The organism is Marinomonas maritima, from assembly GCF_024435075.2.
Classification (GTDB): Bacteria; Pseudomonadota; Gammaproteobacteria; order Pseudomonadales; family Marinomonadaceae; genus Marinomonas; species Marinomonas maritima.
In genome coordinates, this window is record NZ_JAMZEG020000003.1 from 590515 (window position 1) to 617500 (window position 26986).

19 protein-coding genes and 2 rRNA genes (1 of these 21 cut by a window edge) are annotated in these 26986 nt (G+C 42.3%); 13 read left to right on the forward strand and 8 right to left on the reverse strand.

The annotated features are described in order from the left end of the window. The first annotated feature begins 203 nt into the window (after positions 1–203). Genes M3I01_RS15065 through M3I01_RS15090 form a run of 6 tightly spaced genes read left to right on the forward strand, consistent with a single transcriptional unit; the run spans position 204 to position 6019 of the window. Positions 204–3002, forward strand: a complete 2799-nt coding sequence (locus tag M3I01_RS15065) for a monovalent cation/H+ antiporter subunit A (protein WP_255896719.1) — start codon at positions 204–206, stop codon at positions 3000–3002. After that, entirely contained in the window at positions 3002–3367 is a 366-nt protein-coding gene (locus tag M3I01_RS15070; RefSeq protein WP_255896720.1) for a Na+/H+ antiporter subunit C, read from the forward strand. Before M3I01_RS15065 ends, M3I01_RS15070 begins: the two co-directional genes overlap by 1 nt. After that, positions 3368–4879 carry a monovalent cation/H+ antiporter subunit D gene (locus M3I01_RS15075; protein ID WP_255896721.1) on the forward strand — a complete coding sequence of 504 codons (1512 nt, stop codon included), beginning with the start codon at positions 3368–3370 and terminating at the stop codon, positions 4877–4879. It abuts the gene before it with no gap. Then, positions 4876–5361 carry a Na+/H+ antiporter subunit E gene (locus M3I01_RS15080; RefSeq protein ID WP_255896722.1) on the forward strand — a complete coding sequence of 162 codons (486 nt, stop codon included), beginning with the start codon at positions 4876–4878 and terminating at the stop codon, positions 5359–5361. Before M3I01_RS15075 ends, M3I01_RS15080 begins: the two co-directional genes overlap by 4 nt. Further along, on the forward strand, positions 5355–5624 hold the full coding sequence (locus M3I01_RS15085) for a K+/H+ antiporter subunit F (RefSeq protein ID WP_255896724.1): 270 nt from the start codon (positions 5355–5357) through the stop codon (positions 5622–5624). The genes M3I01_RS15080 and M3I01_RS15085 overlap by 7 nt, the downstream gene beginning before the upstream one ends. A gap of 8 nt (positions 5625–5632) precedes the next feature. Further along, positions 5633–6019, forward strand: coding sequence for a Na+/H+ antiporter subunit G (locus tag M3I01_RS15090; RefSeq protein WP_255896725.1), 387 nt, complete (start codon positions 5633–5635; stop codon positions 6017–6019). Here M3I01_RS15090 and amt read toward each other — a convergent pair. Beyond that, positions 5997–9053, reverse strand: a complete 3057-nt coding sequence (gene amt / locus M3I01_RS15095) for an ammonium transporter (RefSeq protein WP_255896726.1) — start codon at positions 9051–9053, stop codon at positions 5997–5999. The genes M3I01_RS15090 and amt overlap by 23 nt on opposite strands. A gap of 253 nt (positions 9054–9306) precedes the next feature. After that, positions 9307–11334 carry a hypothetical protein gene (locus M3I01_RS15100; RefSeq protein ID WP_275565163.1) on the reverse strand — a complete coding sequence of 676 codons (2028 nt, stop codon included), beginning with the start codon at positions 11332–11334 and terminating at the stop codon, positions 9307–9309. Positions 11335–11732: 398 nt separating this feature from the next. On the opposite strand from M3I01_RS15100, the gene M3I01_RS15105 reads away from it, so the two are divergent. After that, entirely contained in the window at positions 11733–12026 is a 294-nt protein-coding gene (locus tag M3I01_RS15105; protein ID WP_255896728.1) for a hypothetical protein, read from the forward strand. Between the two features lie 32 nt (positions 12027–12058). Here the strand turns inward: M3I01_RS15105 and M3I01_RS15110 are convergent, their stop codons facing one another. Next, positions 12059–13576 carry a Ppx/GppA phosphatase family protein gene (locus M3I01_RS15110; protein WP_255896730.1) on the reverse strand — a complete coding sequence of 506 codons (1518 nt, stop codon included), beginning with the start codon at positions 13574–13576 and terminating at the stop codon, positions 12059–12061. A gap of 532 nt (positions 13577–14108) precedes the next feature. Between M3I01_RS15110 and rho the strand changes: the two genes are divergently transcribed. Continuing rightward, a complete protein-coding gene (gene rho, locus M3I01_RS15115; RefSeq protein WP_217909077.1) occupies positions 14109–15374 on the forward strand; it encodes a transcription termination factor Rho in 1266 nt (421 codons plus the stop codon). Between the two features lie 143 nt (positions 15375–15517). Next, on the forward strand, positions 15518–16246 hold the full coding sequence (locus M3I01_RS15120; protein WP_255896731.1) for an NAD(P)H-flavin reductase: 729 nt from the start codon (positions 15518–15520) through the stop codon (positions 16244–16246). A gap of 92 nt (positions 16247–16338) precedes the next feature. Here M3I01_RS15120 and M3I01_RS15125 read toward each other — a convergent pair whose 3' ends face one another. Beyond that, on the reverse strand, positions 16339–16617 hold the full coding sequence (locus M3I01_RS15125) for a hypothetical protein (RefSeq protein ID WP_255896732.1): 279 nt from the start codon (positions 16615–16617) through the stop codon (positions 16339–16341). A gap of 100 nt (positions 16618–16717) precedes the next feature. Further along, positions 16718–18196, reverse strand: coding sequence for a malate dehydrogenase (quinone) (gene mqo, locus M3I01_RS15130; protein ID WP_394358983.1), 1479 nt, complete (start codon positions 18194–18196; stop codon positions 16718–16720). 402 nt (positions 18197–18598) lie between these two features. Here mqo and M3I01_RS15135 point away from each other — a divergent pair, with 402 nt between their 5' ends. Continuing rightward, positions 18599–19006 (forward strand): CBS domain-containing protein, encoded by a 408-nt coding sequence (locus tag M3I01_RS15135; RefSeq protein ID WP_255896733.1) that lies wholly within the window; start codon positions 18599–18601, stop codon positions 19004–19006. Here M3I01_RS15135 and hslO read toward each other — a convergent pair. Continuing rightward, the gene (hslO, locus tag M3I01_RS15140) at positions 19003–19878 is read right to left on the reverse strand and encodes an Hsp33 family molecular chaperone HslO (RefSeq protein ID WP_255896734.1); all 876 of its coding nucleotides are present in this window, start codon (positions 19876–19878) and stop codon (positions 19003–19005) included. The genes M3I01_RS15135 and hslO overlap by 4 nt on opposite strands. A 231-nt stretch (positions 19879–20109) precedes the next feature. Between hslO and M3I01_RS15145 the strand changes: the two genes are divergently transcribed. From M3I01_RS15145 to ppk1, 3 genes are all read left to right on the forward strand, one after another. Further along, positions 20110–22035: an ATP-binding cassette domain-containing protein gene (locus M3I01_RS15145; protein ID WP_275565164.1), complete on the forward strand. Its 1926-nt coding sequence runs from the start codon at positions 20110–20112 to the stop codon at positions 22033–22035. 133 nt (positions 22036–22168) lie between these two features. Beyond that, positions 22169–23158, forward strand: coding sequence for a porphobilinogen synthase (hemB, locus tag M3I01_RS15150; RefSeq protein ID WP_275565165.1), 990 nt, complete (start codon positions 22169–22171; stop codon positions 23156–23158). A gap of 153 nt (positions 23159–23311) precedes the next feature. Continuing rightward, complete coding sequence (gene ppk1 / locus M3I01_RS15155) at positions 23312–25531, forward strand: polyphosphate kinase 1 (protein ID WP_275565166.1); 2220 nt, start codon at positions 23312–23314, stop codon at positions 25529–25531. 328 nt (positions 25532–25859) lie between these two features. Here ppk1 and rrf read toward each other — a convergent pair. After that, positions 25860–25974 (reverse strand): 5S ribosomal RNA (gene rrf, locus M3I01_RS15160). A 217-nt stretch (positions 25975–26191) separates the two neighbouring features. Then, positions 26192–26986: ribosomal RNA gene (locus tag M3I01_RS15165) — 23S ribosomal RNA — on the reverse strand; it runs 2102 nt beyond the window's last position.

The window sequence follows — 26986 nt, forward strand, 5'->3', positions numbered from 1 at the left end:
AATCTGTGGTATTTTTTCCTGCGGAAGGTGGTTTTAGGCTATTGATTAGATTAGTAAAAGGCTATGCTTGTTAAGTAATTGCCCTATGCGTTCTCAGGGTCATGAATAGAAATCACATTTAGAGACAGTTTGTTAGGAACAACAACCATGCTCACACCGCAAATGCATCTTGTATATTCACTAACTAGAAAGGAATTTTGTCCTTGAGCTCACTTATCTGGCTTCCTTTTCTTCCTTTATTGGGTACGTTGATTCCGCTTATTTCAGCTCGCTTAAGCCGAACTGCCTGTGCCTTTATGACGGCGACGTTGCCCGCTTTAACCTTATTTTTAATTCTTTCTCACGCTGGGGATATCTTTCAGGGCGAGCGCTTCCAAGCGGCAATTCCATGGATTCCTGCTATTGGACTAGAGCTTGCCTTTCGTTTAGATGGCCTTGCGTTGCTATTCTCTATATTAATTCTTGGCATTGGCTTACTCGTCATCCTCTATGCCCGCTATTACCTATCGGCTCAAGATTCAATTGGTAAGTTTTACGCCTATTTAATTTTATTCATGTTTTCTATGTTGGGTGTTGTTCTATCTGACAATTTGATTCAGTTATGGTTTTTTTGGGAATTGACCAGTATTAGTTCCTTTCTACTGATCAGTTTTTGGGGTCACAAAACGGAAGCTCGAAAAGGCGCAAGAATGGCGCTTACTGTCACCGGCGCTGGCGGCTTAGCACTTCTAGCAGGCTTGCTCATATTAGGCAATACTGTCGGCAGCTTTAGTCTTCAGGACATTTTAGACAATGGCGATCTAATCAAGGCCAGTGCGAATTACCCTATTATTGTTGTATTGATACTGCTTGGCGCTTTTACTAAATCCGCACAGTTTCCTTTCCATTTTTGGCTACCCAATGCCATGGCAGCACCAACCCCTGTCAGTGCCTATTTGCATTCCGCTACCATGGTGAAAGCGGGTATCTTTCTAATGGCTCGGTTTTACCCAGCGCTAGCAGATACTAATTTATGGTTTTTAATTGTGAGCCTAACAGGCCTTGCAACTTTCCTTGTCGGCGCTTACGTTGCACTGTTCCAACATGATCTAAAAGGCCTTTTAGCCAACTCAACTATCAGTCATTTGGGCTTGATTACATTATTATTGGGTATGGGAACAGATCTTGCGGCCGTCGCTGCCATTTTCCATATTATTAACCATGCGATCTTCAAAGCATCGTTGTTTATGGCGGCAGGGATTATTGACCACGAATCTGGCTCACGAGACATGCGTCAGCTAAACGGCTTGTGGAAGTACATGCCTTATACTGCAACGCTTGCCATGGTGGCCTCTGCGTCGATGGCTGGCGTACCATTAATGAATGGTTTCTTATCCAAAGAAATGTTCTTTACCGAAACACTGCACCAAGCATCGCTGGGGTCTTTGTCTTGGTTTATTCCAGTATTAGCCACGTTAGGTGGTGTATTCGCTGTCGCTTATTCCACGCGCTTTATTCACGATGTATTTTTTAACGGCGAGCCGATTAACCTACCAAAAACACCGCACGAACCACCACGCTATATGCGCGTTCCAGTGGAAATTTTAGTCGCCCTGTGTCTGCTAGTCGGTATTTTCCCAAGTTTGGTAGTAGGTGATCTTTTGTTGGCGGCCGCCAGCGCGACATTAAATGGGCCAGCTCCGAGCTACAATCTTGCTATTTGGCACGGCTTTAATTTTCCTCTCCTAATGAGTGTGATCGCTCTCATCGGTGGATTATTCATGTATTACAGCCGTTCGCATTTGTTTAAATTTCAAGCACAGTTCCCAGTCAATGATCCTAAACTGGTTTTTGAAGGCATAATCCAATCTCTTACTACGAAAGCAAGCCGCATTATTACCATGACAGAAAATGGCTCTTTACAGCGCTATATTTTCTTCGTTCTAAGTTTTGCCGTCATTATGACAGCGTCGTCGCTAATGAAACTGAACACCACCGCCGGACAGCGCCCTGAAATCCCAGTCGATGCACTATCAATCACTTGTGCTGTTTTGCTATGCCTTTCCGCTCTGGCCACTGTGTTATGGCACAGAAGACGTGTCGTCGCTTTGCTCACGTTGTCCGTCGTAGGCTTAATCGTTTCCTTGGCGTTTGCTCAATTTTCTGCACCAGACTTGGCGCTTACTCAGTTATCCGTTGAAGTGGTTACCGTCATTTTATTAATACTGGCTTTATTTTTCTTACCACAAAAAACGCCGAAAGAGTCATCTCCTCGCCGTGTGGTTCGAGATTTGAGTCTGGCCTCATTAATTGGTGGGATAATTGGTACGATTTGTTATGCCTTGATGACTCGCCCTCTCGATACGATTTCAACCTTCTTCACTGAGAATAGTAAAACCGGTGGCGGCGGAACCAATATTGTTAATGTTATTTTGGTGGATTTTCGTGGCTTTGATACCTTAGGCGAAATCACCGTGTTGGGCATTGCCGCGCTAGGCATTTATAAGCTGATTGCGAGAATGCGTCTCTACATGCCATCCAGTGACGACAACGGACTGACTTGGTCCGAAGACAGATACCCAATTTTATTAGCCGTAATATCACAAAGTTTATTACCACTGGCACTGTTGGTATCAGCGTATATTTTCTTACGTGGTCACAACATGCCTGGCGGTGGCTTTATTGCAGGCCTGATCACATCGGTCGCGATTATTCAGCAGTACGTCGCTCATGGTGTGGTGTGGATTAAGACACGAATCAAATTGGATTATCAGATCATGATTGGTTCTGGTATTGGTATCGCGACATTAAGCGGTCTCGGTAGCTGGGCCTTCGGACATACTTTCTTGTCATCTTGGTTCGATTATTTCTATTTGCCCGTCATCGGGAAGTTCGAATTAGCCAGTGCCATGGTATTTGATCTTGGGGTTTTCCTCACGGTCGTTGGTGCTACCATGCTGATCCTTGCCAATCTCGGACAACTAACAACCAGTGAGCGCCCTGTTCAAAAGGAGCATGAGTAATGGAAGGTTTGTACGCATTTTGCGTTGGTTTATTAACCGCCTGTGGTGTTTTTCTTGCGTTACGAGGCCGTAGTTTTTCCGTGGTTATCGGGTTAACGCTCTTATCTTACGCCGTAAATTTGTTTCTGTTCGCAAGTGGACGACTCAAACTCAATGCAGCGGCGGTGCTTGGTCAGTCTGAACAGTATAGCGATCCGCTCCCTCAAGCATTGGTGTTAACCGCCATTGTTATTGGTTTTGCAATGACCGCTTTTGCGGTGATATTGGCAATGCGTGCACGTGCTGATTTAGGCAATGATCACGTTGATGGCACGCTACCAACTCAACCTGGCGATGCCTCTGCAAAATCAGGAGGGAGTCAATAAATGCAACATCTCAGCATTTTTCCGATTCTGATTCCTTTGCTGTTTGGCGCGCTTATGTTGCTGCCGCCCATCTCGCGCGATATCAATTCACAGCGAGTCGCCTCGATTATCGGCACGTTATTTCTTCTTATTTCGTCAGCTGTTTTGCTTTATAAAATCAATGCTGAAGGCGTTCAACTTTATGCACTAGGCGGTTGGCAAGCGCCCTTTGGCATCGCTATTGTAGCGGATAAAGTATCTAGCCTACTCGTGCTACTCACTGCATTTTTAGCGTTTTGCGTTATGTTGTATGCCGTTTCGGGACAAGATAAAGGCGGTGCTTATTTTCATCCCTTGTTCATGTTTCAAATTATGGGGATCAACGGTGCGTTTTTAACGGGTGACATATTTAACTTATTCGTCTTTTTTGAAGTGTTATTGATCGCTTCATATGCCTTATTAATTCACGCTGGCGGTAAACAAAAAACACAAGCGGCACTGCATTATGTCATTCTTAATTTAGTTGGCTCTAGCCTGTTCTTATTTGGTCTTGGCATATTATACGGCACCCTTGGCACGCTAAATATGGCTGACATGGCCGTGAAAGTCGGGCAACTTCAAGGTGAAACTGCGACATTGGCAAAAACAGGCGCATTGCTATTATTGGTCGTATTTGGTTTAAAAGCCGCCATGCTACCCATGCATTTTTGGCTTCCTAAAACCTATGCCAGTGCCAGCGCACCAGTGGCCGCCTTATTTGCCATTATGACAAAGGTAGGTATTTACAGTATTTTCCGCGTCTATACTGTTATATTTGGCGAAAATGCTGGCGAACTAGCGAATATTGCGACGCCTTGGTTATGGCCTTTGGCTTTGCTAACAATCACTATTGGTAGCATCGGCGTGTTTGCCAGTCCAGGCATCAAGACACTAAGTGCAAATTTGGTGATTGTGTCTAGTGGTAGCTTGCTCGCTTGCGCAGCAATCAATTCCGAAGCCGCTACCTCTGCTGCTCTTTATTATATGATCCACAGCACATTGACATCGGCGGGGCTCTTTTTATTAGCGGATGTTATGGCTCGTCAACGAGGCAAAGCAGAAGATCGCTTCGTACGCTCTCGCCCTTTTGTTCAACCAAGGTTATTAGGTTTTGCCTTTGCGATTGCGGCAATGGCGATCATTGGAATGCCGCCGCTGTCAGGCTTTGTCGGGAAAATAATGATTCTGCAAGCAACTCAGTCTACCGCACAAACCATGTGGGTTTGGCCTCTAATTCTTATTGGTAGCCTCGCCGCTTTGATTACTTTTTCTAGAGCGGGAACCACATTGTTTTGGCGACATAATGGCACAATAGCAACCGACGCCGAGCCGGCAAAAACAACTGAAATAGTCAGTATTGCACTGCTATTGCTGGCTTCTCCAGTATTGGTTTTATTCGGTGGTTATATCACTGAATTCACTCAACAAGCGGCCTACTACCTGCACGACATTCAATCTTCCGCTTATGATTTATTACCAGGAGTGGCACCATGAAGTTTTTCCCTATGCCATTCCACAGCTTATTACTGTTTGTAGTTTGGCTGCTACTGAATAATTCTATCAGCGCAGGGCACATCGTCTTGGCAACTTTTTTTGCCATTACAATACCTTGGCTCGTTACAGGCATGCGCGACGAACACCCTAAAATACTTAAGCCTTGGCTGGCTATTCGCTATGTACTAATGGTGATGAAGGACATACTTACTGCTAACGTGGAAGTGGCATTGCTAATCATTGGGCCAATTAGAAAACTCAATCCTGGCTTTGTTGCTGTCCCTATTAATGTCGGTTCAGACCTAGGGATTACTATTTTGGCCAGCACTGTTTCTCTTACACCAGGAACCGTCAGTGCAGAGGTATCGAAAGACAAAGCGTGGCTTTATATTCACGCTCTTCACTTAGACAATGAAGCCGAGCTTATTGAATCCATCAAACAGCGTTACGAAAAGCCAATCAAGGAGATTTTTGGATGCTAAATTTAACCATCACTATTGTGGCTGTTTGCATTTGCATCGCTTTGATTTTGAATTTATGGCGGCTACTAAAAGGCCCTACCATCTCAGATCGAATTCTGGCGCTGGATACCATGTACATAAATGCTATTGCACTCATTTTGCTATACGGCATTTACATAAAAAGCGCTTTGTATTTTGAAGCGGCGGTATTAATTGCCATGTTAGGTTTTGTCAGCACGGCTGCACTATGTAAATACTTACTTCGCGGCGACATCATAGAATAGGATTAATTATGCCTTTTTATCTAGAAATTATCATCTGCGTATCTTTGCTAATTGGCGGCCTATTTTTATTAATAGGTTCTTACGGTCTCGTACGTTTACCTGATATTTATATGCGTTTACACAGTCCTACCAAAGCCTCAACACTCGGTATTACAGGCGTTCTGGTTGCATCTATGGTCTTTCAAAGCCACCTAAAAGGAGCGCTTTCGATTCAAGAATTGCTCATCACCCTATTTCTTTTGATTACTGCTCCGGTTGCCGCCAATATGATTGCTAAAACGGCCCTTCATCAACGCACTAAATCATTAGAGAGGACCCAAGGCCAAGACCTTATGGAAACGATTCGCAACCGAAAAACACCAGTAAACCAACCTAAGCCACCACATAATCCTTAACCAGCAATTTAGCAATCCCATTACTTTTCATTGGTTTATGATAGTAATACCCTTGGAAAATTTCACAGCCTAGAGACTTTAACATCTCGGCTTGTGGAGCGGTTTCTACGCCCTCCGCAACAATAGCGAGTTCCAGGCTTTGCGCTAGGTGAATTATTGTTTCACAGATTTTAGTATCTTCCACATGACTATCGCATTCTTCAACAAAAGACTGGTCAATTTTCAAAATATCCAAAGGCAAACGCTTTAAATAACTCAGCGATGAATAGCCGGTTCCAAAATCATCCACTGATATTTTAATGTCTAACGCTTTCAGTTCTGTCATGACGTCGATACAACGCTGGATATCTTTCAGTAAAACCCCTTCCGTAATTTCAATCTCTAGCCAACACCCTTCAATACCGTAATATTCCAACTTCTGTGCAATATATGGTACCAAAGAGTCTGATACTAGATGTCGTCCAGAAAGATTCACTGCAATAGAGACAATTGTTAAGCCTTGATCCCGCCAGCTTTTTTGCTGTTTTAACGCTTGGTTGATAACCCACTCATCTATCTTGATTATTAAACTAGATTCTTCAGCAATGGGAATGAATTCAGATGGAGGAATTAGCCCTTTGATCGGATGATTCCAGCGGATTAAGGCTTCTAAACCTAAAATCTTATCTTTCTCCATGAATACTTTTGGCTGGAAAACCAAATGAAAGTGTCCTAATGAAAGCGCTTCATTAATCTCTTTCTCAAAGCCGAATTTTTTTATGGTGACATTGACCATTTCTGCTGTGAAAAATTGCGCATTATCACGCCCTTTTTCCTTTGCCCAATACATGGCAATATCAGCTTGTTGAATCAATTTATCCGCATCAATGCCAAGTTGATCGGAGAACGAAATTCCAATACTGGTAGGAATAGTAAGGCACTGCTCGTTAAGTTGAACGGGCAGACGCATCGCACTAAGAATGTCTTGAGCGCGCTGCGATAAGCGACTTTCTGTCACTTCTTCTGTCATCATAAAGACAAATTCATCGCCGCCCCAACGGGCAATAACATCATGTTGATCTGATACAGCGATTAAGCGTCTAGCAACTTCACACAACAACTCATCGCCTGCTTTATGCCCAAGTGTGTCATTAATAATCTTAAAGTTGTCTAGATCCAAGAACAGCAAGCCAACGGCTGTTTTCTGCTTGGTGGCAAACAATAATGAGCTCACCAGTGCATCCATTAAATAGGTTCGATTGTATAAGCTCGTCAGAGGGTCGCTGTAAGCCAAAAACTTCAAACGCTCCTGCAGCTTCACATGACGCGTCATATCTCTAATATGAAGCGTGTACTCACTTTCTATGGACGATTCTGAATTTGCTTTGGTAATGGCAATTTCTGCCGGAAAATGATGGTTTTGACCACGCTGTAAACGAAACGGATTGCGTCGGTTAAGGATCAAACCACTTGATGAAGAAAAACCTGAGTTCAAACTTTCAAATATTTTATGTCTGTCGTCTTCAAGAATGAAGAGACCAATAAAGCTTTTTCCTTCTACTTGTTTCTTCAAACACCCAAAAGTACGCTCGGCGGCTGGATTAAACTCCATAACCGAACCAAAACGATTGATAGTCACAATACAGTCCATCGAAGAGTTCAAAATCGCAGACTTGCGCATTTCACTTTCTTGAAAACGAGTTAGTGCATCATCACGCTGTGCTATTTCACTGCTTACCCGATTGATAACTTGATTGTATTTACGTGCAATCTGTCCTACTTCAGTAAAAGGTTCTTCTGGTACCGGCGTTGAAAAGTCAGCATTATTTTGTTGATACTGCATGGATGTCAGCAAATCAAACATTTCTGTTGTCGCCCGATGCTCTGCAACATTTAGTCCTTGCTCTTCTTGTTCTTTACTTGCTCGTAATGGCATAAAACGATTCAACAACCACATGCAGGCATAAGCAACACAAAAACAATATAAACCAATGACAACAACACCTAAGGCTTGCACCCAAAGCTGACCAAAAAAGCTTAATCCATTATCTATTTTGTCGGTTTGACCAAATAAAGCCACACTCAACGAGCCCCATATGCCAGCGAATAAATGCGCAGGGACAACATCAAGTGCATCATCGAGACGCCAGCGTTCCATCAATAAACTGCCGTAGTACACCACGACACCAGAAACACCACCGATGATAATTGACGCTCCAGGAGAAACAACATGACAAGAAGCTGTAATACCAACTAGACCGGCTATGGTGCCATTCAGTACAAAACCGACTTCAACATAACCGTCTCTGAAATAATTGATAGCCGCTGCGACCAAACCTCCCCAGGCTGCAGATACGAAGGTATTTAGGATAATTAAGGGAACGGCGTCGGTTAGCGCCAAGGTACTTCCACCATTAAAGCCAAACCATCCAAACCAAATTAATAAAACCCCCAAAGCCGATAAGGGAAGGTTATTTCCAGGCGGTAAACGAATTCCCTGCTCAAAACGCCCCAAGCGTGGACCAATAATGATAATGGCCGCTAATGCCACCCAACCACCAACCGAATGCACAACAGTAGAGCCAGCAAAATCCACAAATCCAAGCGCTTCAAGCCAACCCTGAGGCCCTTCTGAAGAGTAAACACTAGACCAAACCCAATGCCCAACAATAGGATAAATTAGTGCACTTAATACAACCGTAATAGCTAAATAGCCCATAAATGTCATGCGTTCAGCAACCGCTCCTGACGTGAGCGTTGCTGCTGTACCACAGAACATCATTTGAAAAAGAAAGAAGCTAATTTCCCAAGGTGTATGTTGTCCATCAAACAAAAAATCACTGGTGCCAAAAAAACCCGCTATAGAATCACCAAACATGATGCCAAAACCAAAGAACCAGAATAAAGTCGTCGAAATAATAAAATCGGATATATTTTTTGCCGCGACATTAATGCTGTTTTTACTGCGAATACGTCCACTTTCTAGACATAAAAAGCCCGCTTGCATCATAAAAACAAACGCCGAAGCGATTAACAACCAATAAAATTCTGCCATATACATCCTAGATAATGAAAAACGCACCAAAAAGATTCATACCAAATAGGGCAGCACAACTGCAGCTCACTAAAACCACTATCAGAATAAGAATACAAAAATAAGAAACAATTAAGCGGTTCTGCTTTGAAGGCATTCAATAGTTAAGCCAACTTTGGAAATTGACTCGTTTCGCGGTCCTATAAAAACAAAAAAAGGCCACCTTAATAGGTGACCTTTTAAAAATAAACATCTCGACACGACTTAGACAGTACTAGCCATTGAGAGTAAGTACTTTTGTTTTGCTAATACGATGACGATAAATTTCTCGAAGATACTTGATCGCATTCTTCACGTTATTAATATCCAAACGAATATCATTGATAGAAACAAAATGCTGGCTGTTATCAATCAACTCACGATATTTTTTCTCGTACATTGGCTTAATGGCATACCAGTTTGTGTCCAAAATTTTCGCTGGGTTTTCATACGTCGTAAAGAATTTATCCACTAACGATTCATCAAATTCTTCATCTTGAATCATTTGTATAATCGCATTGTCTATTTCATCCGTGTATCGGTAATCATCACGAGCAAAACAACGCTTCATGTAAGCAACCATCAGCGTTAAAAAGTCATCACTCAAACAAGGGCTTTTCGCAATAAGCGTTGTCAAAGACAAGTTTGCTGAAGCCCCAATCACAAGTGCGTAGCGCTTTAACGTGGTATTAGGACATAAACGGTTCAAGTGCATTTTCAAACGATTCAATGCAGTGAAAGACAGTTTGTAATCTCGTGGCAAAGAAATGATAGACACAATTGACGAACAATTTTTAAAGAAATGCAGATGATTCAATGTACTCGCATCATAGCCACTTTTACGATAATTCTTAATGGCTTCACGGTATCGTTCTGATTCAACAGGTAGCACACTGACACCTTCAATCGCTGACGTGTCATTATTAAAATGTGGCAACTCAATGGAGCGACAGAACAAATCATCTATATCAACACTGTCTTGATGCGTACCTTCATTGACCACACTTTCGGCATAAGCCACCGCAACTGGGCCAGCTAAACTCATAAATAAGTCATTAGCATCAAGGCGAATTGTTTCAGCAATATCAATACCAGCACGACGGAAGTAGTCTTCATCGTAGTCTGTTGTCACCGCCTGTGCAGTCAGAATGTTGAAAATTTGCTGTGAAATATACTGGTTAGCGTATTTCTCCATGGTGTTTACATCGATATTATCAGCATCACCACCGTCTTCCTCTTCCGCATAACGCATTATGTCGTTAGAAATCAACATCATAGAATTCCAAGGGCGAATGCGTTCCATTACATCGGCAGGTACTTCGTCCTCTTCACGCTCTTCGTTATACGAAAAGTTCCATTCTTCTGAAATGTACTTGGTTAACAAACGCCCTGCGTTAATATGCAATGCTTCTGAAATCTCAACATTTTTCCCAGAAATATTAGGAAGGATACAGATTCCAGAGGTGAAAATAGGTTCAAATACAAAACTATGACGCTTATCAACCAATGGATTCTGATCTGAACGATAATCGAATGTTTTACTTAAGTACGAAAATTGTTGCGCAAGACCAAATTCAGACGCCATCCCCGAACCAGTACCACCACCCGCACTGAATATATAAAAATAAAGACGCGATTGATTCGCTTTAATGCCACAAGAATCAACCAAATAAGAATGCATGTGTTTCCAATTTTCATTTTGGAATGTTGTCGCATCTTTATTGAGAATAATTTTCGCTAGATATTGCCCTAGAATAGGCGCATTACCGGCACCACCCGCATGCACTTCAGACAAGTCCATTATTTGCAGTTTTGAGTATTCTTCTAAAAACTTAGCCCGGCCGACTTGGTTCGAAAAACGAATTCGCCCTTCAATGTCTTTATCTAAATCGCCAAGTAATACGATAGGTTCAATTAGGAATACCGGCTTAAAGCCATCTTTATCTTCAAGCGGTAAATGTTTGCGAATCCAACGCATAGGCCGGAACTCACGTTCGCTATCTAACATTTCCTGGCTTTCCACTTCACGCATATAGTTTGTTCTGGCGTCGTAGACTAACGATGCGACATCCAATGCGATGTTGGAGCCACAACGTCCTAAACCAATGAGGCAAACAGATGGGAACACCTGTTCATTAACGCCATTATCTTCTGGTGATTGAGGATGAATTCTATTTCGAACTATGTCTAAATTTTCTAAGATTTTTTCTAGATTTGTCTCAGTAAAATAAAGGTGTTCTATTGGGAGATTTTCTTGGCTCATGCGGCATCCTTTTTGAAGCGAATTACTTACAACAGACAATCATTCACGGTATCAAAGATAACAGCATGATATAAAGCAGAACGCTCACCTGTTAAATGCACCATTTATTAGTGCACCTTGCTGACGAAAAATTTAGTAAACAATATCATCCTTATATAGCAATGACACTAATATGGTGAATGAGAACATAAAATAAATAGAAAATTAGGATTCATTCTGTATAAGTGAATCAATTAAAAATAGAAAGCAACGACAGGCATGTCGCTTTCTTACCCTCAGCATAAACATTATTTTGCTGTATAAAAAAATTTAAAAAAGAGCAGTAAAACACACACACCGGTCATTTTTTATACTATTCTATAGGTGGTATTTTAAATTTTGATACTAAGGTGGCTGTTTTGTCGATTTCATCAGTAACATCAAGCAATCATTTGTATCTGCCTGCCTTACCAGTACAGGCAGAAGCTAATGCGCGCCCAGATTCTGAGAACCGACAAGATCCAGTTCAATTATCTGATCGCGCTAAACAGCTACTGTCCGCTCCAATTCAACCAGAAAAATCAGAAGTAAAAGACGAGTCGGGAAAAGAATCGGTACAAATCTCATCCAGTATTGGCAGGCTTTCTCGAGTGACCGGATTACAAAGAGAGGACGTCGCGGCGCTATATAGATCAATTGATCAGTTGACCTAACTATTTTCGACTCTTTGTAGACACCAATTCATTTAACTAAACGTCAACGTGTATCCATCCGCCACTAAAGATTCCGCTTCGCGCTGCAAGTTGGCCAATGTTAACGGTCTGCTATCTAGCCATTCTGGCAAGAATTCAGCATGAAGTGTTTTATTATCGGCTTTCAACGTGAAAATAGGCATATCGCCTTCTTTCCTATCGTGATGAAGTAAAATGGCTAATCTCAATAGAATTGATAATCGATCTAAATCTTGTTGATCACTTTTTGTAAAACGATAATCTAGCGATTGAGTGAACTTACGACGATGTCGCAAGATTAAGTTTGCTAACGCTTGCTGCTCTTGCTGGGAGAAGCCAGGCATGTCTGACTCTCTAATAATATAAGCACCATGCTTATGATATCGGCTATGGGAGATACCCGCTCCGACTTCATGAAGAAGACCCGCCCAACGAAGTAAATCTTCGCTGGATATACTGTTTAAGCTCCAATTATCTCGCACTTGAGCCAAAGCGGACAGCGCAGTATGTGTCACAAGTTTCGCTTGTTCTGTGTCAATATGGTATTGATTGAGCATGTAATTGACGGTACGTTCACGAATATCCGTTTCTGCGTATCGGCCCATAATGTCATAAAGCACACCTTCTCTTAGTGCACCATTTGAAAAGTCCATTTGCTTAATGTCAAAACACTCAAACACCGCCGTTAAAATGGCAATACCCGCTGCAAAGGTATTTTTACGTTCAGGCTTGAGCCCTGGTAAATCGATATTATCGACATGACCAGCCAAAAATAACGCTTTTTGAATCTGCTTAAGAGCTTTTGGTGTGATACCTTTTTTGCTCCAATTGTTTTCCTTAACAATATTGAAGGCTGCCTTAACCGTTCCTGATGAGCCGATTGAGACATCCCACGTTTCATCAAGGTAATCATCTTGAATACTTAGCAGCTCTAAACGCGCCGCAGTAACCGCTTTCTGAAAATTAGACTTATTAATGGTGCCATCACCAAAGAAACGCTGATTGAAACTAACGCACCCCATGTGAAGACTTTCCGTTAATATAGGCTCAAGCTGCCTACCAATAATAAACTCTGTACTACCACCACCAATATCTACCACTAGTCTTTTGGCTTCACCATGATCCATGGTTCTTGAAACACCAACATAAATAAGACGTGCCTCTTCTCGTCCCGCGATGATCTCAACAGGGTGACTCATGATATCCATCGCTTTACCAATGAAGTCATAGCGGTTTTTGGCAACCCTAAGCGCGTTCGTCCCAACAACACGAACAGAACCAGGCGGCATATCCTCAATCACTTGTGCAAATTGGGCTAAACAGTCCAAGCCTCGTTGCTGTGCAGCGTCATCTAAGTGACCATTTACCAAGCCAGCAGCCAACTGAACTTTTTCTCCAAATTCTCCAGTGATACGCAATTGACCATGGGTAACTTGAGCGACAACCATATGAAAGCTATTTGACCCAAGGTCAATAGCGGCAATTTTTTCGAAAGGAAAGTCATGAGATTGTTGCAAAAAGAGTGATTGCATTCAGAAAGCCTTATATTGCAGAAGTCTTAATAAGGAGAACAGTATATCAGTTACTTGGCTATGTCATTGCCAACAAAAAATCAAAAATGACGGATGATTCAATGAAATTTTCATTAAGTTTAGCGGTTTTTTTCGAAAAGCAAGGATTACTAAGACCTTAATTCCAATAAAACACCAAGCAAAGTTCTAAATATCCTGTTTTTGATCAAATTTTTATCAGAAAATGTTTTTTTCCTAAATTTCACTATAGACCTCGCCTTTAAGTCGAACTATAGTATGGATGGTCTTAATAGTGATAAAGCAGTAAGCTGATCACGTTTAGATTCCAATCAAATTGTTTCGCGCTGTATTGGCTTCTGCCTTATCCGGGCTAGCTTAAACCAGAACAAAAGTATAACCATATTGTTTTGCGTTTTTTGGTGCCGAGTAGCTGATACATTGTAAAATACTTCCAGACTCACATTATTGTTACTTAATGATTAACTCTAATTCCGTCAATCTTCCTCAAAATGAGCTAATACAAAATCCGCTTATGAACCTTACCGACTTAAAACAGAAATCAGTACACGAGCTTTTAGAAATCGCAGCAGAAATGGGCCTAGAAAATATGGCTCGTTCTCGCAAACAAGATGTTATTTTCTCAATCCTAAAGCGCCATGCGAAAGGTGGGGAAGACATTTATGGCGACGGCATCTTAGAGATTCTTCAAGATGGCTTTGGGTTTCTACGCTCGCCTGACTGCTCATACTTAGCAGGACCGGACGATATTTATGTATCACCAAGCCAAATACGACGCTTTAACCTGCGTACTGGCGATACCATTGCCGGAAAAATTCGCCCACCTAAAGATGGTGAGCGCTACTTTGCCTTATTAAAAGTCAGTGAAATAAACTTTGATAAGCCAGAAAGCGTACGAAACAAGATCCTTTTTGAAAACTTAACACCTTTATTCCCTGATGAACGTTTATTGATGGAAGCTGGCAACGGCTCTACTGAGGACGTCACATCTCGTATCATTGACCTTGTTGCCCCTATGGGTAAAGGACAACGAGCGTTGATCGTTTCTCCCCCGAAAGCGGGTAAAACGTTCATGCTGCAAAATATAGCAAACGCCATTACTCGTAACAGCCCTGAATGCCACTTAATCGTATTACTTATTGATGAACGTCCTGAAGAAGTAACCGAAATGTCTCGTACCGTACGCGGTGAAGTGGTTGCCTCGACGTTTGATGAGCCGCCAGCTCGCCATGTTCAAGTAGCTGAAATGGTTATCGAAAAAGCAAAACGCTTAGTTGAGCACAAACGTGACGTAGTCATCCTTTTAGACTCCATTACCCGTTTAGCACGTGCCTACAACACGGTTATTCCATCCTCTGGTAAAGTATTAACAGGTGGTGTGGATGCGAATGCATTAGAACGCCCAAAACGCTTCTTCGGTGCAGCACGTAACATCGAGGAAGGTGGTAGCTTAACTATTATCGCTACTGCGCTTGTCGATACTGGCTCAAAAATGGATGAAGTTATCTTTGAAGAATTCAAAGGTACAGGTAACTCTGAATTACATCTTGATCGTAAGATCGCTGAGAAGCGTACATTCCCTGCGATTAATATTCGTCGTTCAGGGACTCGCCGTGAAGACCTACTAACGTCTGAAGACGAACTACAACGCATGTGGATTCTTCGTAAGTTATTAAACCCTATGGAAGACGTGGCAGCGACTGAATTCTTAATCGACCGCCTAAAAGTCACTCAAACAAACGATGAGTTCTTTGAGTCAATGAAAGGCAAAAATAAATAAGCAGACTTTTCTGTGGCAAAAAAGCCTGCAACAAAAAAACCACTTTCTGAAGTGGTTTTTTTTTACTTACATCATCAACTTAATACATTATCAATGTCCGCCTGCTTTCCATAAGAGCGTGCGACTTATATTGGAGTAGTCATATGAAAGAGATTACCGCGAAGGTAAACGCTGTTGAGCTCATTAACAAGGATGTCTACCAAATAACGTTACAAGTAGATGATCTGGAATTTTCTGCTGGCCAATACCTAATGGTGGTATTACCAACGGGCGAACAAGTTCCCTACTCTATCGGTAGTACACCGCACGAACTGCCTAACATTACTTTATATGTACTTGTTTCTGACGCTGCATCACTGGCTAGCAAAGTCATTGAATATATTAAATCTAACGCCAGTATTACGATAAAAGCACCGGGTGGAGACTGTCATATACACAATGGTGTTTTAGACAGTAACCCAGAGCATATTTTGCTCATCGCAGGCGGAACTGGCTTCTCTCAGATAAAAAGTTTGTTCGGCGACTTAGTTGAACAAAATTTCACAGGAAAAGTATCATTTTACTGGGGACTAAGAACCGCCGATGATGTATTCGCGAAAGACTGGCTAGAAGAAGCACACAAATATTCACCTTTTTCATTGGATGTCATCGTGAATGAACAAAGTGATCAGTGGCATGGAAGAAGCGGTTGGTTATATGAAGCCATTCTAGCAGATAACCCAGATTTAAACCAAAGTGTGGCTTTCATCAGCGGGTCGGTTGGTATGGTATACGGCACGCTTGACCAATTAGAATTAAAAGGTTTGAGCATCGATCGATGTTTTTCGGATGTTTTCGCCTATGCCCCACATCCTGATAAACCCGTTCTGTAATACAAATACATTCGCAAAAAATTAACATTCAAAAAGGCAGACAATAACCCATTACCTGCCTTTTTGAATCATTGTATGCACGTGAATCAGCGTTATGACGCTATCTCTTTTTTACAGACCACTTCCCACAATGCGGTAATATTTTCCTGATCTGATTCTATTACACCCTCTACTTCGAGTGTTTCTTGCAGAATGGTAGTGAAGGCATTATCAAATACCTTTTGCCCTTCTCCTTCGGTGCCGCTATGCAGGCCCAAAAGCCCTAAAAGGTAAGCGCAATAAAAAAGCTGATCTCCTTCTTCTGCATGATGTTCCATTTCTCGTAATCTGTCACAAAGTTGGTCTGCGCGCTCAGCAAAAGTTATTGTCATATTCAATCTCAATATTGATTTTTTCATTGTTCTATTAAAAAATACAAAAAAGCTGGGGAAGTTTCCCAGCTTTTTAAAAGACTTACCACTTCAATATATATTAAGGCTTTAAGTTTAGTGTCGCTAAAGTGTGTGCACGAATAGAAAGCAGTAAGTCCGTATTTTCTACCAATGATTCACCGTACGAAGGCACCATGATTTTCATTTTTGTTTGCCAATCTAGCGTTGAAAAACGCTCTTGAAAACAACGTTCTAAAATACCAATCATAGTATTTACAGTTGTTGAGGCTCCAGGTGAAGCACCAAGTAAAGCGGCTAATGAACCATCTTCTGTTGTAATTGCCTCAGTTCCAAACTCCAGTTTACCACCCAGTTTATCGTCTTTTTTAATGATCTGAACACGCTGTCCAGCATAGGCAAGTTCCCAATCTTCATCCTTCGCATCGGGGAAAAATTGACGTAACGAATTACAACGGTCCTTATGGGATTGCATCACTTCACTAATTAAGTAACGAGTCAAATCCATATTATTCTTACCAACACTTAACATTGGCTTAATATTGTCAAACCGGACACTTTTAGGCAGATCGAAAAATGATCCCGTTTTCAAAAACTTAGTCGTAAATCCAGCAAATGGGCCAAATAAAATGGCTTTTTTTCCGTCAATAATACGTGTGTCTAAATGCGGAACAGACATAGGTGGCGCACCAATAGGCGCGGCTCCGTAGACTTTTGCAAAATGCTGCTCAACCAATTCAGGTTTTTCACACACTAACCACTGACCACTAACAGGAAAGCCGCCAAAACCTTTACTTTCTTCTACTTCCGCCATTTGTAATAAGGGTAAAGCGCCACCGCCGGCACCTAGGAAAACAAATTTAGCATCAATAATTTTACGGGTACCATTTAGCTCAACCGTGACATTCCATCGGCCATCAGACCTTTTCTCTAAGTCTTTTACCTCACAGTTTAGATTAAGGTCAAAGTTCTCCAAACCCTCTAAATGTTTACTCATATTACGAGCAATAGCGCCAAAATTCACATCGGTACCATGCTCGATACGTGTTGCGGCAAGAGGCTCACTTTCAACACGATTATTCATGATGAGAGGCATCCATTCCTTCATCTTTTCACGATCTTCCGTGTATTGCATTTCTTTAAAGGCAGGATGTGCACTCATCGCTGCGTGGCGCGCTTTTAACATATTTACGTTGCGCTCACCCCAGACAAAACTTTGATGAGGAACGCGATGAATAAATTCTTGAGGTGCAGGCATTAAACCTTGTTCTACAAGGTAAGACCAAAACTGAAGACTGATTTCAAAGGCCGCATTAATATCCACTGCCTTGTCTATATTGACGGAGCCATCATCATTTTCAGAAGTATAATTAAGCTCGCAATAGGCCGCATGGCCTGTTCCAGCATTGTTCCAGCCATCTGTACTTTCTTTTGCGACGCTGCCCAAACGCTCAACCATCATCATGGTTATGCTAGGATCCAATTGCTTTAGTAACACGCCTAGAGTGGTGCTCATAGCACCCCCTCCGACTAGTAAAACGTCTACAGAACTTAAGGTCATATGATTTCGCCGTGTCATAGCCAATTGTGGATTTAAGAGTGATTTAGAAAGGAGGCTTTTGGCCAGCAGTAAATGTATCAGTGGGTACTGCTTTACTTTCTTCACACTCTTCTCAGTAAACCTTTATCTACACTAAATATACTGTGTTAAAGGATACTAAACAGGTGTAGCTTAATTATACGGATTTTGAAGGCAATGTCTTGAGACCTTAATGTAAGAATGTAGGTATATACGCATTTCCATTTTCAAGATACCCCTCATTTTATTGACTTTAGCAGCAAGAAAGACGATGTTAACAACATTAACAAAAAACATGCTTTTATTTTTCTGCTATATCTAAATAATAATGTTCGGTATAAATATACTAAATCCTCTTAATCCAGAACCTGAGGGCATATGACAATGAAAGCTCAAGATATCATGATAACCAATGTCATCTGCGTCGATATGGATGAGCGTTTACCCAATGTAAGACACATAATGGAAAAAAATGGCTTTCATCATCTACCCGTCACCGAAAAGGGTAAACTAATCGGTATTATTTCAGACAGAGACCTTTTACGTTTTATAAGCCCTTTTATTGACAGTGCTTCCGAGCAACCTAGAGATTTAGACACACTAAATCACGCAGCCCATCAAATAATGACGCGCCAACCAATCTCAGTAAAAGCAGAAACATCGATAGAAGAGATCGTCACTTGGTTTAAGCGAGTGGACATATCTTGCCTTCCTGTCATCGATGATAAAGAACAGGTCATCGGCATAATATCGTGGCGCGACCTTGTGAATCACGCCACATTTAAAACCTAGTGCGTTTTGGATTGATCGCCTAGCATATCCGTCAAATCGCCTTCCGTGAATTCGTATTTCTCTGCACAAAATTGACAGTCCACTTTCACACTACCTTGTTCAATCAAGAGCTCACGAATTTCTTCAGAACCCAGTGACATAACAGCATCTAGTGTGCGCTGACGAGAACAAGAGCAACCAAATTGCATTGGCTTAGTGTCATAAAGGCGAACTTCTTCTTCGTGATACAAACGGTGCAATAACGACTCAGTCTCAAGACCAAGTAACTCTTCTTCTTTCACTGTAGAAGCGAGATGAGTAAAACGCTCCCAAGCGTCTTCATCGCCTTCTTTTGCTTGTTCTAGTGGCAATCTTTGTAAAAACAAACCGCCACATTGAGCGCCATTCGCCGCTAGCCAAACTCGGCTAGGCAATTGCTCCGATTGAGAGAAATACTGCTCAAGGCATTCTGATAAAGTATCGCCAACAATCTCGACAATCCCTTGATAACGCTGACCATTACGCGGCTGAATCGTAATCGCCAAGTAACCTCCTTTCAAGACGTCTTTTAAGGAAAAAATGTCAGGAACGGCTTGGCTTTCATCCCATTGTGCTATACCACGAAGGTTCTGATGCTCGTCACATTCCGTCATAAGAGTTGATAAAAAGCCATTCCCTTTAGCCTGAATAGAAAGCACGCCATCGATTTTCACAATATCTCTTAATAGCGCAATAGCTGCCACAAATTCACCCAGAAGTTTTTCTAGTGACAGTGGATATTGTTTACGTTTAATAATCTCCTGATAAGCACTATTTAATAACACACGCTCACCACGGACATTGGTGTTATCGAATGAAAAGCGTTGTATTTCGTTTATGGTTACATTATTCACAAAGCGCACCTTGCCCAGCCAAAAAGCCTGAGTAAAAAAGTTCAAATTAATATTACCGCTATTTTACCCTTGAGCAACCTAATCATCTACTTTAAACCGTGTATTAACTGGGAATATGCACGCTTGCTATTTCGTTTACGTTGACAGCACTCTAAAATGTTCCACATTGTATTCAATAATGAAGCGCCTAATTTTACTCCTCATAATAGAGGTAAGAGATTCTTAGTTTTTATGATCCAATTTTCTGAAGTTAGCTTACAACGCGGTACTCAATTTTTATTAGAAGATGCCGACCTTACTATTTTTGAGGGTCAAAAAGTCGGCCTTATTGGCGCTAATGGTGCAGGGAAATCTTCCTTATTTGCCATGATCAAGGGCGAACTACATGCCGATACTGGTGAGGTTATTCTTCCGGGTCAGCGGCGTATTGCTTTTATGGCGCAAGAAGTTGAGGAAACACAACGGTCAGCATTGGATTATTGCCTAGACGGTGATGACAGGCTCCGAATGATAGAAAGTAATATTATTAAATCGCAGGCTAACGGTGACGATCACGCTCATGCAAACTGGCTAGGCGAGTTTGAAAACGCTCAGGGCTACACAGCCCACTCCAGAGCGGAAACACTCCTACAAGGTTTAGGCTTCAAGATGACAGACATGCACAGACCGGTGTCTGACTTTTCCGGTGGTTGGAGAATTCGTCTTAATCTTGCCAAGGCGTTAATGTGCCCTTCCGATGTCCTTTTACTCGACGAACCGACCAACCATTTGGATTTGGACGCAGTAATGTGGCTGGAGAACTGGCTACGCCAATACCCCGGCACCTTATTATTGATTTCCCATGACCGAGATTTCCTAGATGGCATTTGCAGCCATATTGTGCATTTGTATAAAAAAGGGCTCGTGCTTTATAAAGGCAACTATTCCAATTACGAACGTCAACGGGCTGAACACCTTGCTCAACAGCAAGCTAACCATGAAAAACAAGTAGAAAAACGTGCTCACCTTCAGCAATACGTCGATCGCTTTCGTTTCAAGGCCGACAAAGCCAAACAAGCGCAAAGTCGCTTAAAAATGCTTGAAAAAATGGAGATTATCGGCCCTGCTCATATCGACTCTCAATTTCAGTTCTCCATTCCTGTTGCTGAAAAAACGTCACAGTTGTTAATTAATTTATCGCAAGCGGACTTGGGCTATACCTCAGAATCAGGCGTAAAGACCACCCAGCTAGGCAACTCCAATTTTGCGCTTCGAGATGGTCAGCGTGTTGGCTTATTGGGGCCAAATGGCGCGGGGAAATCCACGCTAATAAAGTCCATTGTGGGTGAAATTAACCTTCTTTCTGGTGATCGCATTGCTGGTGAAAATCTAAAGATTGGTTATTTTTCACAGCATCAGTTAAGTGCACTAGATTTAGACGCTTCGCCGCTATTACACATTCAACGACTGTCGCCTAAAGTATTAGAAAGTGACATTCGCCGCTATTTAGGCGGTTTTGGATTTATCGGTGACGATGCCCTACGAGCTGTAAAAGGTTTTTCTGGTGGAGAAAAAGCACGCTTGGCTCTGTCATTAATCTCTTGGACAAAGCCCAACCTTTTAGTGCTCGATGAGCCGACTAACCACCTCGACTTAGATATGCGTCAAGCATTAACTGAAGCACTACAAGAATTCCCTGGCTCCATTTTATTGGTGTCTCATGATCGCCATTTACTCAACAGTACAGTCGATGAATTTTACCTAGTTGCAGACAATCAAATACAAGCCTTCGACGGGGATTTACCCGCCTACCACGCTTGGTTACAGGCAAGGCAAGTCAGTGCAGCGCAAGCTGAAAAAGGCGAATTGAATACGGGTAAAATTGAAAAAACTGATCGTAAAGAAGAGCGTCGAAAAGCTGCAGAAATGCGTGAAAAACTACGACCTCTTCATAAAAAAATCGAGCGGTTTGAAAAGGCAGTACATACCGCTCAAGAGCATCTCGATAAAATCTCAGACGCGATGTCTGATGCAACGCTTTATGAGTCAGAACAAAGAAATAAGCTACAAAGCCTATTAAACGATGAAGCTAAATGGAAGAAAGCTCTAGCAGAAAGTGAAGAAGCTTGGTTCGAAGCACAAGAAGAGCTAGAAGAAGCCGAAGCTCTGTTGCTATAAAAGAACAAATAAGAGAATAAGTGCCAGTAACCCGTAAAGTATTGCCTTAACACAAAGCTTTTATATAGACACTGACTTAATATTGTAACAACACTAAAGTATATTCACATACAGCGAAAAGGAGAGATATTGGATGACGTTTCCATACACTCGTATGCGCCGCATGCGTAAAAATGATTTTTCTCGCCGCCTGATGCGCGAACATCGCCTAACAGCAGATGATTTAATCTATCCTATGTTTATTATCGAAGGAAGCAACGTTCGCGAAGCGATTCCTTCTATGCCGAATATTGAACGAGTTTCTGTCGACTTACTGCTCAAAGAAGCAAAAGAACTAGTCGAACTCGGTATCCCAACAATCGCATTATTTCCTGTTATCACAGGAGATAAAAAATCCTTACTCGCCGAAGAGGCTTATAACCCGAATGGGTTAGTGCAACGTGCGGTTCGCGCATTAAAAGATGCGTTTCCTGAACTTGGTGTACTAACCGATGTGGCACTAGATCCTTATACGACTCATGGTCAAGACGGCATCATTGATGACACTGGTTATGTTCTAAATGACATCACTGTTGACACACTGGTGAAACAAGCCTTATCACACGCCAAAGCGGGCGCTGACGTCGTTGCACCATCGGACATGATGGATGGTCGCATTGGTGAAATTCGCAACGAACTCGAAGCCGAAGGCTTTATTGATACTTTAATCATGGCTTACGCTGCCAAATTTGCTTCTGCGTATTATGGCCCATTTCGTGATGCGATAGGCTCAAGTAGCAATCTAGGTAAAGGCAATAAATACACCTACCAAATAGATCCAGCAAACTCAAACGAAGCCATCCGTGAGGTTATGCTAGATTTAGACGAAGGCGCCGATATGGTCATGGTAAAACCCGGCATGCCTTATCTAGACATTGTTCGTCGAGTAAAAACAGAGCTTGAAGTGCCTACCTTTGCTTATCAAGTAAGCGGAGAGTACGCCATGCATATGGCCGCCTTCCAAAATGGATGGCTGGATAAAGACACAGTTATGATGGAATCTCTCCTTGCATTTAAGCGTGCAGGTGCAGATGGCATCCTTACTTATTTTGCAAAAGATGCAGCACGTCTGTTGAAAAACTAGAAGCCCTACGCTTTTCGTTTAAATAAACCCACAGAATCGGTGACCAGCAGGCTGCATTGGTGTAATTTGTTATGACATGCTTACATGCTGTAGGCGAAAAGAACAAAGATACCAACATCATCATTAAACGGTATTTGGAGATAATAAAAACACATGTCTGAGCAGTCTGTGAATGAAATAGAAAAAAAAGAGTCGACCTCTCCCCAGCCTATAGAGCTAGATGCTGAGCTGGTTTTAGAACCCATACCTGAGCAACCACTAGATCCGAATAAGATCGCTATCGAAGAGCGTTTGCCAGAAGAAATTGACTTAGCTGATCCAGAACTCTACTTTAATCGTGAATTAAGTCACCTGCAGTTCAATGCTCGAGTACTTGAACAAGCGATGGATGAAAACCACCCCATCCTAAATCGGTTGATGTTTCTGTGTATCTTCAGCTCAAACATGGACGAGTTTTTTGAAATTCGAGTTGCGGGTTTAAAAAGCCAACTAGAATACAGCCGTGAAAAAAACGGACCGGATGGAATGCATCCAAAGAAAGTATTAGGCTTAATCAGCGAACACGCTCATAAGCTAGTACGCCGTCAATATCGTATTCTTAATGACATTATCTTACCAAAACTTGCCAAAGAAAACGTGAAGTTTATCCGCCGTACTGTGTGGAATGAAAAGCAAGCCGCTTGGGTAAAACGTTATTTCCGAAACGACGTGCTTCCTATCATTAGCCCAATAGGACTCGATCCCGCACACCCGTTCCCAAGGTTAGCAAACAAAACCTTCAATTTCGTCGTTGAACTAGAAGGACGTGATGCCTTTGGTCGAGAGAATGGCCTCGCTATAGTACCAGCACCAAGTTCATTACCACGTTTAGTCAAACTTCCAGATGATGTTTGTGAAGGTGGAGATAATCTAGTTTTCCTTTCCTCTATTATTCATGCTCATGCTGATCAATTATTTCCAGGCATGACAGTCAAAGGCTGTTTCCAGTTCAGACTAACACGTAACGCAGACTTAGAAGTAGACTCAGATGACATCGGTGTCGATTTAGCAGGTGCCTTGCGTACAGAATTACAAAGCCGACATTATGGTAGTTCTGTCCGATTAGAAATTGCTGAAAATTGCCCTCCACATATTGTTGATTCTTTACTAAAACAATTTGATTTAGAGCAACAAGACTTATATCGCATTGATGGCCCAGTCAACTTAAGCCGTCTTATGGCAGTGCTTGAATTAGTCGATCGCCCAGATCTTATGTACCCTCCTTTTTCACCAGGCCTACCAAGAAAATTGGCCAGTTCTGGAGGATTATTTGAAGCGATTCGCCAGCAAGACTACCTACTAATGCACCCATTTGAGAGTTTTTCACCTGTCATCGATTTTCTGAGTGAAGCAGCTAAAGACCCAAGTGTTGTAGCGATTCGCCAAACACTCTATCGAACTGGAGCTCGCTCTCCCATCGCTAATGCCCTTGTAGAAGCGGCCCGTAATGGCAAAGAAGTTACTGTCGTTATTGAGTTAAGAGCCCGATTTGACGAAGCCGAAAACTTAGCCTTAGCAAGCCGCCTACAAGACGCTGGCGCCATTGTTGTTTATGGTGTTGTTCGTCATAAAACTCATGCGAAAATGATTCTTATCGTGCGTAGAGAAGGTACTGATCTTACGCGCTACGTTCATTTAGGAACTGGCAACTATCACGCAGGCAATGCTAGGCTTTATACAGACTACAGCTTCATGACATGCAACAAAGACATTGGCGAAGATGTTCATCGTGTATTTCAGCAACTAACAGGAATGAGTAAAGAACTTAAAGTTAAAAAGCTATTACATGCGCCATTCACTCTTCGCGATCGTCTACTTGAGATGATTAACCGTGAAGCAGAAAATGCACAAAAGGGTGAACCATCGCGCATCATTATAAAAGTGAACTCCCTAACTGAGCAAAAACTTGTACAGTCTCTCTATAAAGCATCTCAAGCTGGCGTTAAGATTGACTTAATTATTCGAGGTATCTGCACGCTACGTCCTGGAATAAAAGGGATATCTTCTAACATCCGAGTGCGAAGTATTATAGGACGTTTTCTTGAACACACTCGTGTTTACTATTTTTATAATAACCGCAATCCACAGGTCTATCTATCCAGTGCAGACGGGATGGATCGAAACTTAAACAACCGCATTGAAGTCGCATTCCCTCTACAGGATTACAAACAAACTCGTCGAGTGAAAAAAGAACTTGAGTATTACCTAACAGACAATACTCAAAGCTGGATTCTACAAAGTGATGGCTCTTACCAGCTATCTAAACCACGAAAAGGTGAGTATCGGAGTGCCCAACGAGCCCTACTGAGTGAGTTAGCAGACAACACGCGTTAACCCTTATCCAAGGTACATTTAACCTTGAGTGCATAACATAACGAGTTAATAACAAGAAGGTCGCCTAGCGGCCTTTTTTATTACCTGATGCCTCGCTTGTGACTTCAGCTTTTCGCTTTATAAGCGACATGAAAGTACAAAACCTAGCATTGAATCCATTCAGGCGTGTTTACAGATGCATTTAGCGTACAAAACCATCGCTAGACTCTTGAAGGTAAGATGGCGCCTTGATCGTAAATGATGACTTCCCTGATCACTTTTCTTAACCATTTATTTCAGCCAAAAAAAAGCCCTGACAGCGTTAGCTATCAGGGCTCTCTTAATTTAAGCTTGACGACGACCTACTCTCACATGGGATCTCCCACACTACCATCGGCGATGGCGCTTTTCACTTCTGAGTTCGGGATGGGATCAGGTGGTTCAACGCCTCTATGATCGTCAAGCAATTCTGCTGCGTTCGTTCCGGTGGTGTCTTTAGATGATAATGTCTATCCTCTGTTTCTTCCCACCAAAACACGCGAAGACATGCTTGGATCTTTAACAATTCTTTTTTGAAATAACAATAATCAAGGTTAAACCGATGTTCATCATTGCTGATGTGTATCGTAATCTGTGTCTGTGTTTTTAAAGTATTATTCTTTAAAACCACTTTGGTGTTATATGGTCAAGCCTCACGAGCAATTAGTATTGGTTAGCTCAATGCCTCACAGCACTTACACACCCAACCTATCAACGTCCTAGTCTCGAACGGCTCTTTAGGGGACTTATGTCCCAGTGAGATCTTATCTTGAGGGAGGCTTCCCGCTTAGATGCTTTCAGCGGTTATCCCGTCCGAACGTAGCTACCCGGCAATGCCACTGGCGTGACAACCGGAACACCAGAGGTTCGTCCACTCCGGTCCTCTCGTACTAGGAGCAGCTCCTCTCAAATCTCAAACGTCCACGGCAGATAGGGACCGAACTGTCTCACGACGTTCTAAACCCAGCTCGCGTACCACTTTAAATGGCGAACAGCCATACCCTTGGGACCGGCTTCAGCCCCAGGATGTGATGAGCCGACATCGAGGTGCCAAACACCGCCGTCGATGTGAACTCTTGGGCGGTATCAGCCTGTTATCCCGGAGTACCTTTTATCCGTTGAGCGATGGCCCTTCCATACAGAACCACCGGATCACTAAGACCTACTTTCGTACCTGCTCGACGTGTCTGTCTCGCAGTTAAGCGTGCTTTTGCCTTTACACTCTACGCATGATTTCCGACCATGCTGAGCACACCTTCGTGCTCCTCCGTTACTCTTTGGGAGGAGACCGCCCCAGTCAAACTACCCACCACACAGTGTCCTCGATCCAGATAATGGACCTGAGTTAGAACCTCAAACATACCAGGGTGGTATTTCAAGATTGGCTCCAATAGAACTAGCGTCCTATCTTCAAAGCCTCCCACCTATCCTACACAA

What these genes read in the sequence shown, in the direction of transcription:
- M3I01_RS15070 (WP_255896720.1), top strand. Translation starts at nt 3,002, where the DNA reads ATGGAAGGTTTGTACGCATTTTGCGTTGGTTTATTAACCGCCTGTGGT.
- M3I01_RS15075 (WP_255896721.1), top strand. Translation starts at nt 3,368, where the DNA reads ATGCAACATCTCAGCATTTTTCCGATTCTGATTCCTTTGCTGTTTGGC.
- M3I01_RS15080 (WP_255896722.1), top strand. Translation starts at nt 4,876, where the DNA reads ATGAAGTTTTTCCCTATGCCATTCCACAGCTTATTACTGTTTGTAGTT.
- M3I01_RS15085 (WP_255896724.1), top strand. Translation starts at nt 5,355, where the DNA reads ATGCTAAATTTAACCATCACTATTGTGGCTGTTTGCATTTGCATCGCT.
- M3I01_RS15090 (WP_255896725.1), top strand. Translation starts at nt 5,633, where the DNA reads ATGCCTTTTTATCTAGAAATTATCATCTGCGTATCTTTGCTAATTGGC.
- amt (WP_255896726.1), bottom strand. Translation starts at nt 9,053, where the DNA reads ATGGCAGAATTTTATTGGTTGTTAATCGCTTCGGCGTTTGTTTTTATG.
- M3I01_RS15100 (WP_275565163.1), bottom strand. Translation starts at nt 11,334, where the DNA reads ATGAGCCAAGAAAATCTCCCAATAGAACACCTTTATTTTACTGAGACA.
- M3I01_RS15110 (WP_255896730.1), bottom strand. Translation starts at nt 13,576, where the DNA reads ATGCAATCACTCTTTTTGCAACAATCTCATGACTTTCCTTTCGAAAAA.
- rho (WP_217909077.1), top strand. Translation starts at nt 14,109, where the DNA reads ATGAACCTTACCGACTTAAAACAGAAATCAGTACACGAGCTTTTAGAA.
- M3I01_RS15120 (WP_255896731.1), top strand. Translation starts at nt 15,518, where the DNA reads ATGAAAGAGATTACCGCGAAGGTAAACGCTGTTGAGCTCATTAACAAG.
- M3I01_RS15125 (WP_255896732.1), bottom strand. Translation starts at nt 16,617, where the DNA reads ATGACAATAACTTTTGCTGAGCGCGCAGACCAACTTTGTGACAGATTA.
- mqo (WP_394358983.1), bottom strand. Translation starts at nt 18,196, where the DNA reads ATGACCTTAAGTTCTGTAGACGTTTTACTAGTCGGAGGGGGTGCTATG.
- M3I01_RS15135 (WP_255896733.1), top strand. Translation starts at nt 18,599, where the DNA reads ATGAAAGCTCAAGATATCATGATAACCAATGTCATCTGCGTCGATATG.
- M3I01_RS15145 (WP_275565164.1), top strand. Translation starts at nt 20,110, where the DNA reads ATGATCCAATTTTCTGAAGTTAGCTTACAACGCGGTACTCAATTTTTA.
- hemB (WP_275565165.1), top strand. Translation starts at nt 22,169, where the DNA reads ATGACGTTTCCATACACTCGTATGCGCCGCATGCGTAAAAATGATTTT.
- ppk1 (WP_275565166.1), top strand. Translation starts at nt 23,312, where the DNA reads ATGTCTGAGCAGTCTGTGAATGAAATAGAAAAAAAAGAGTCGACCTCT.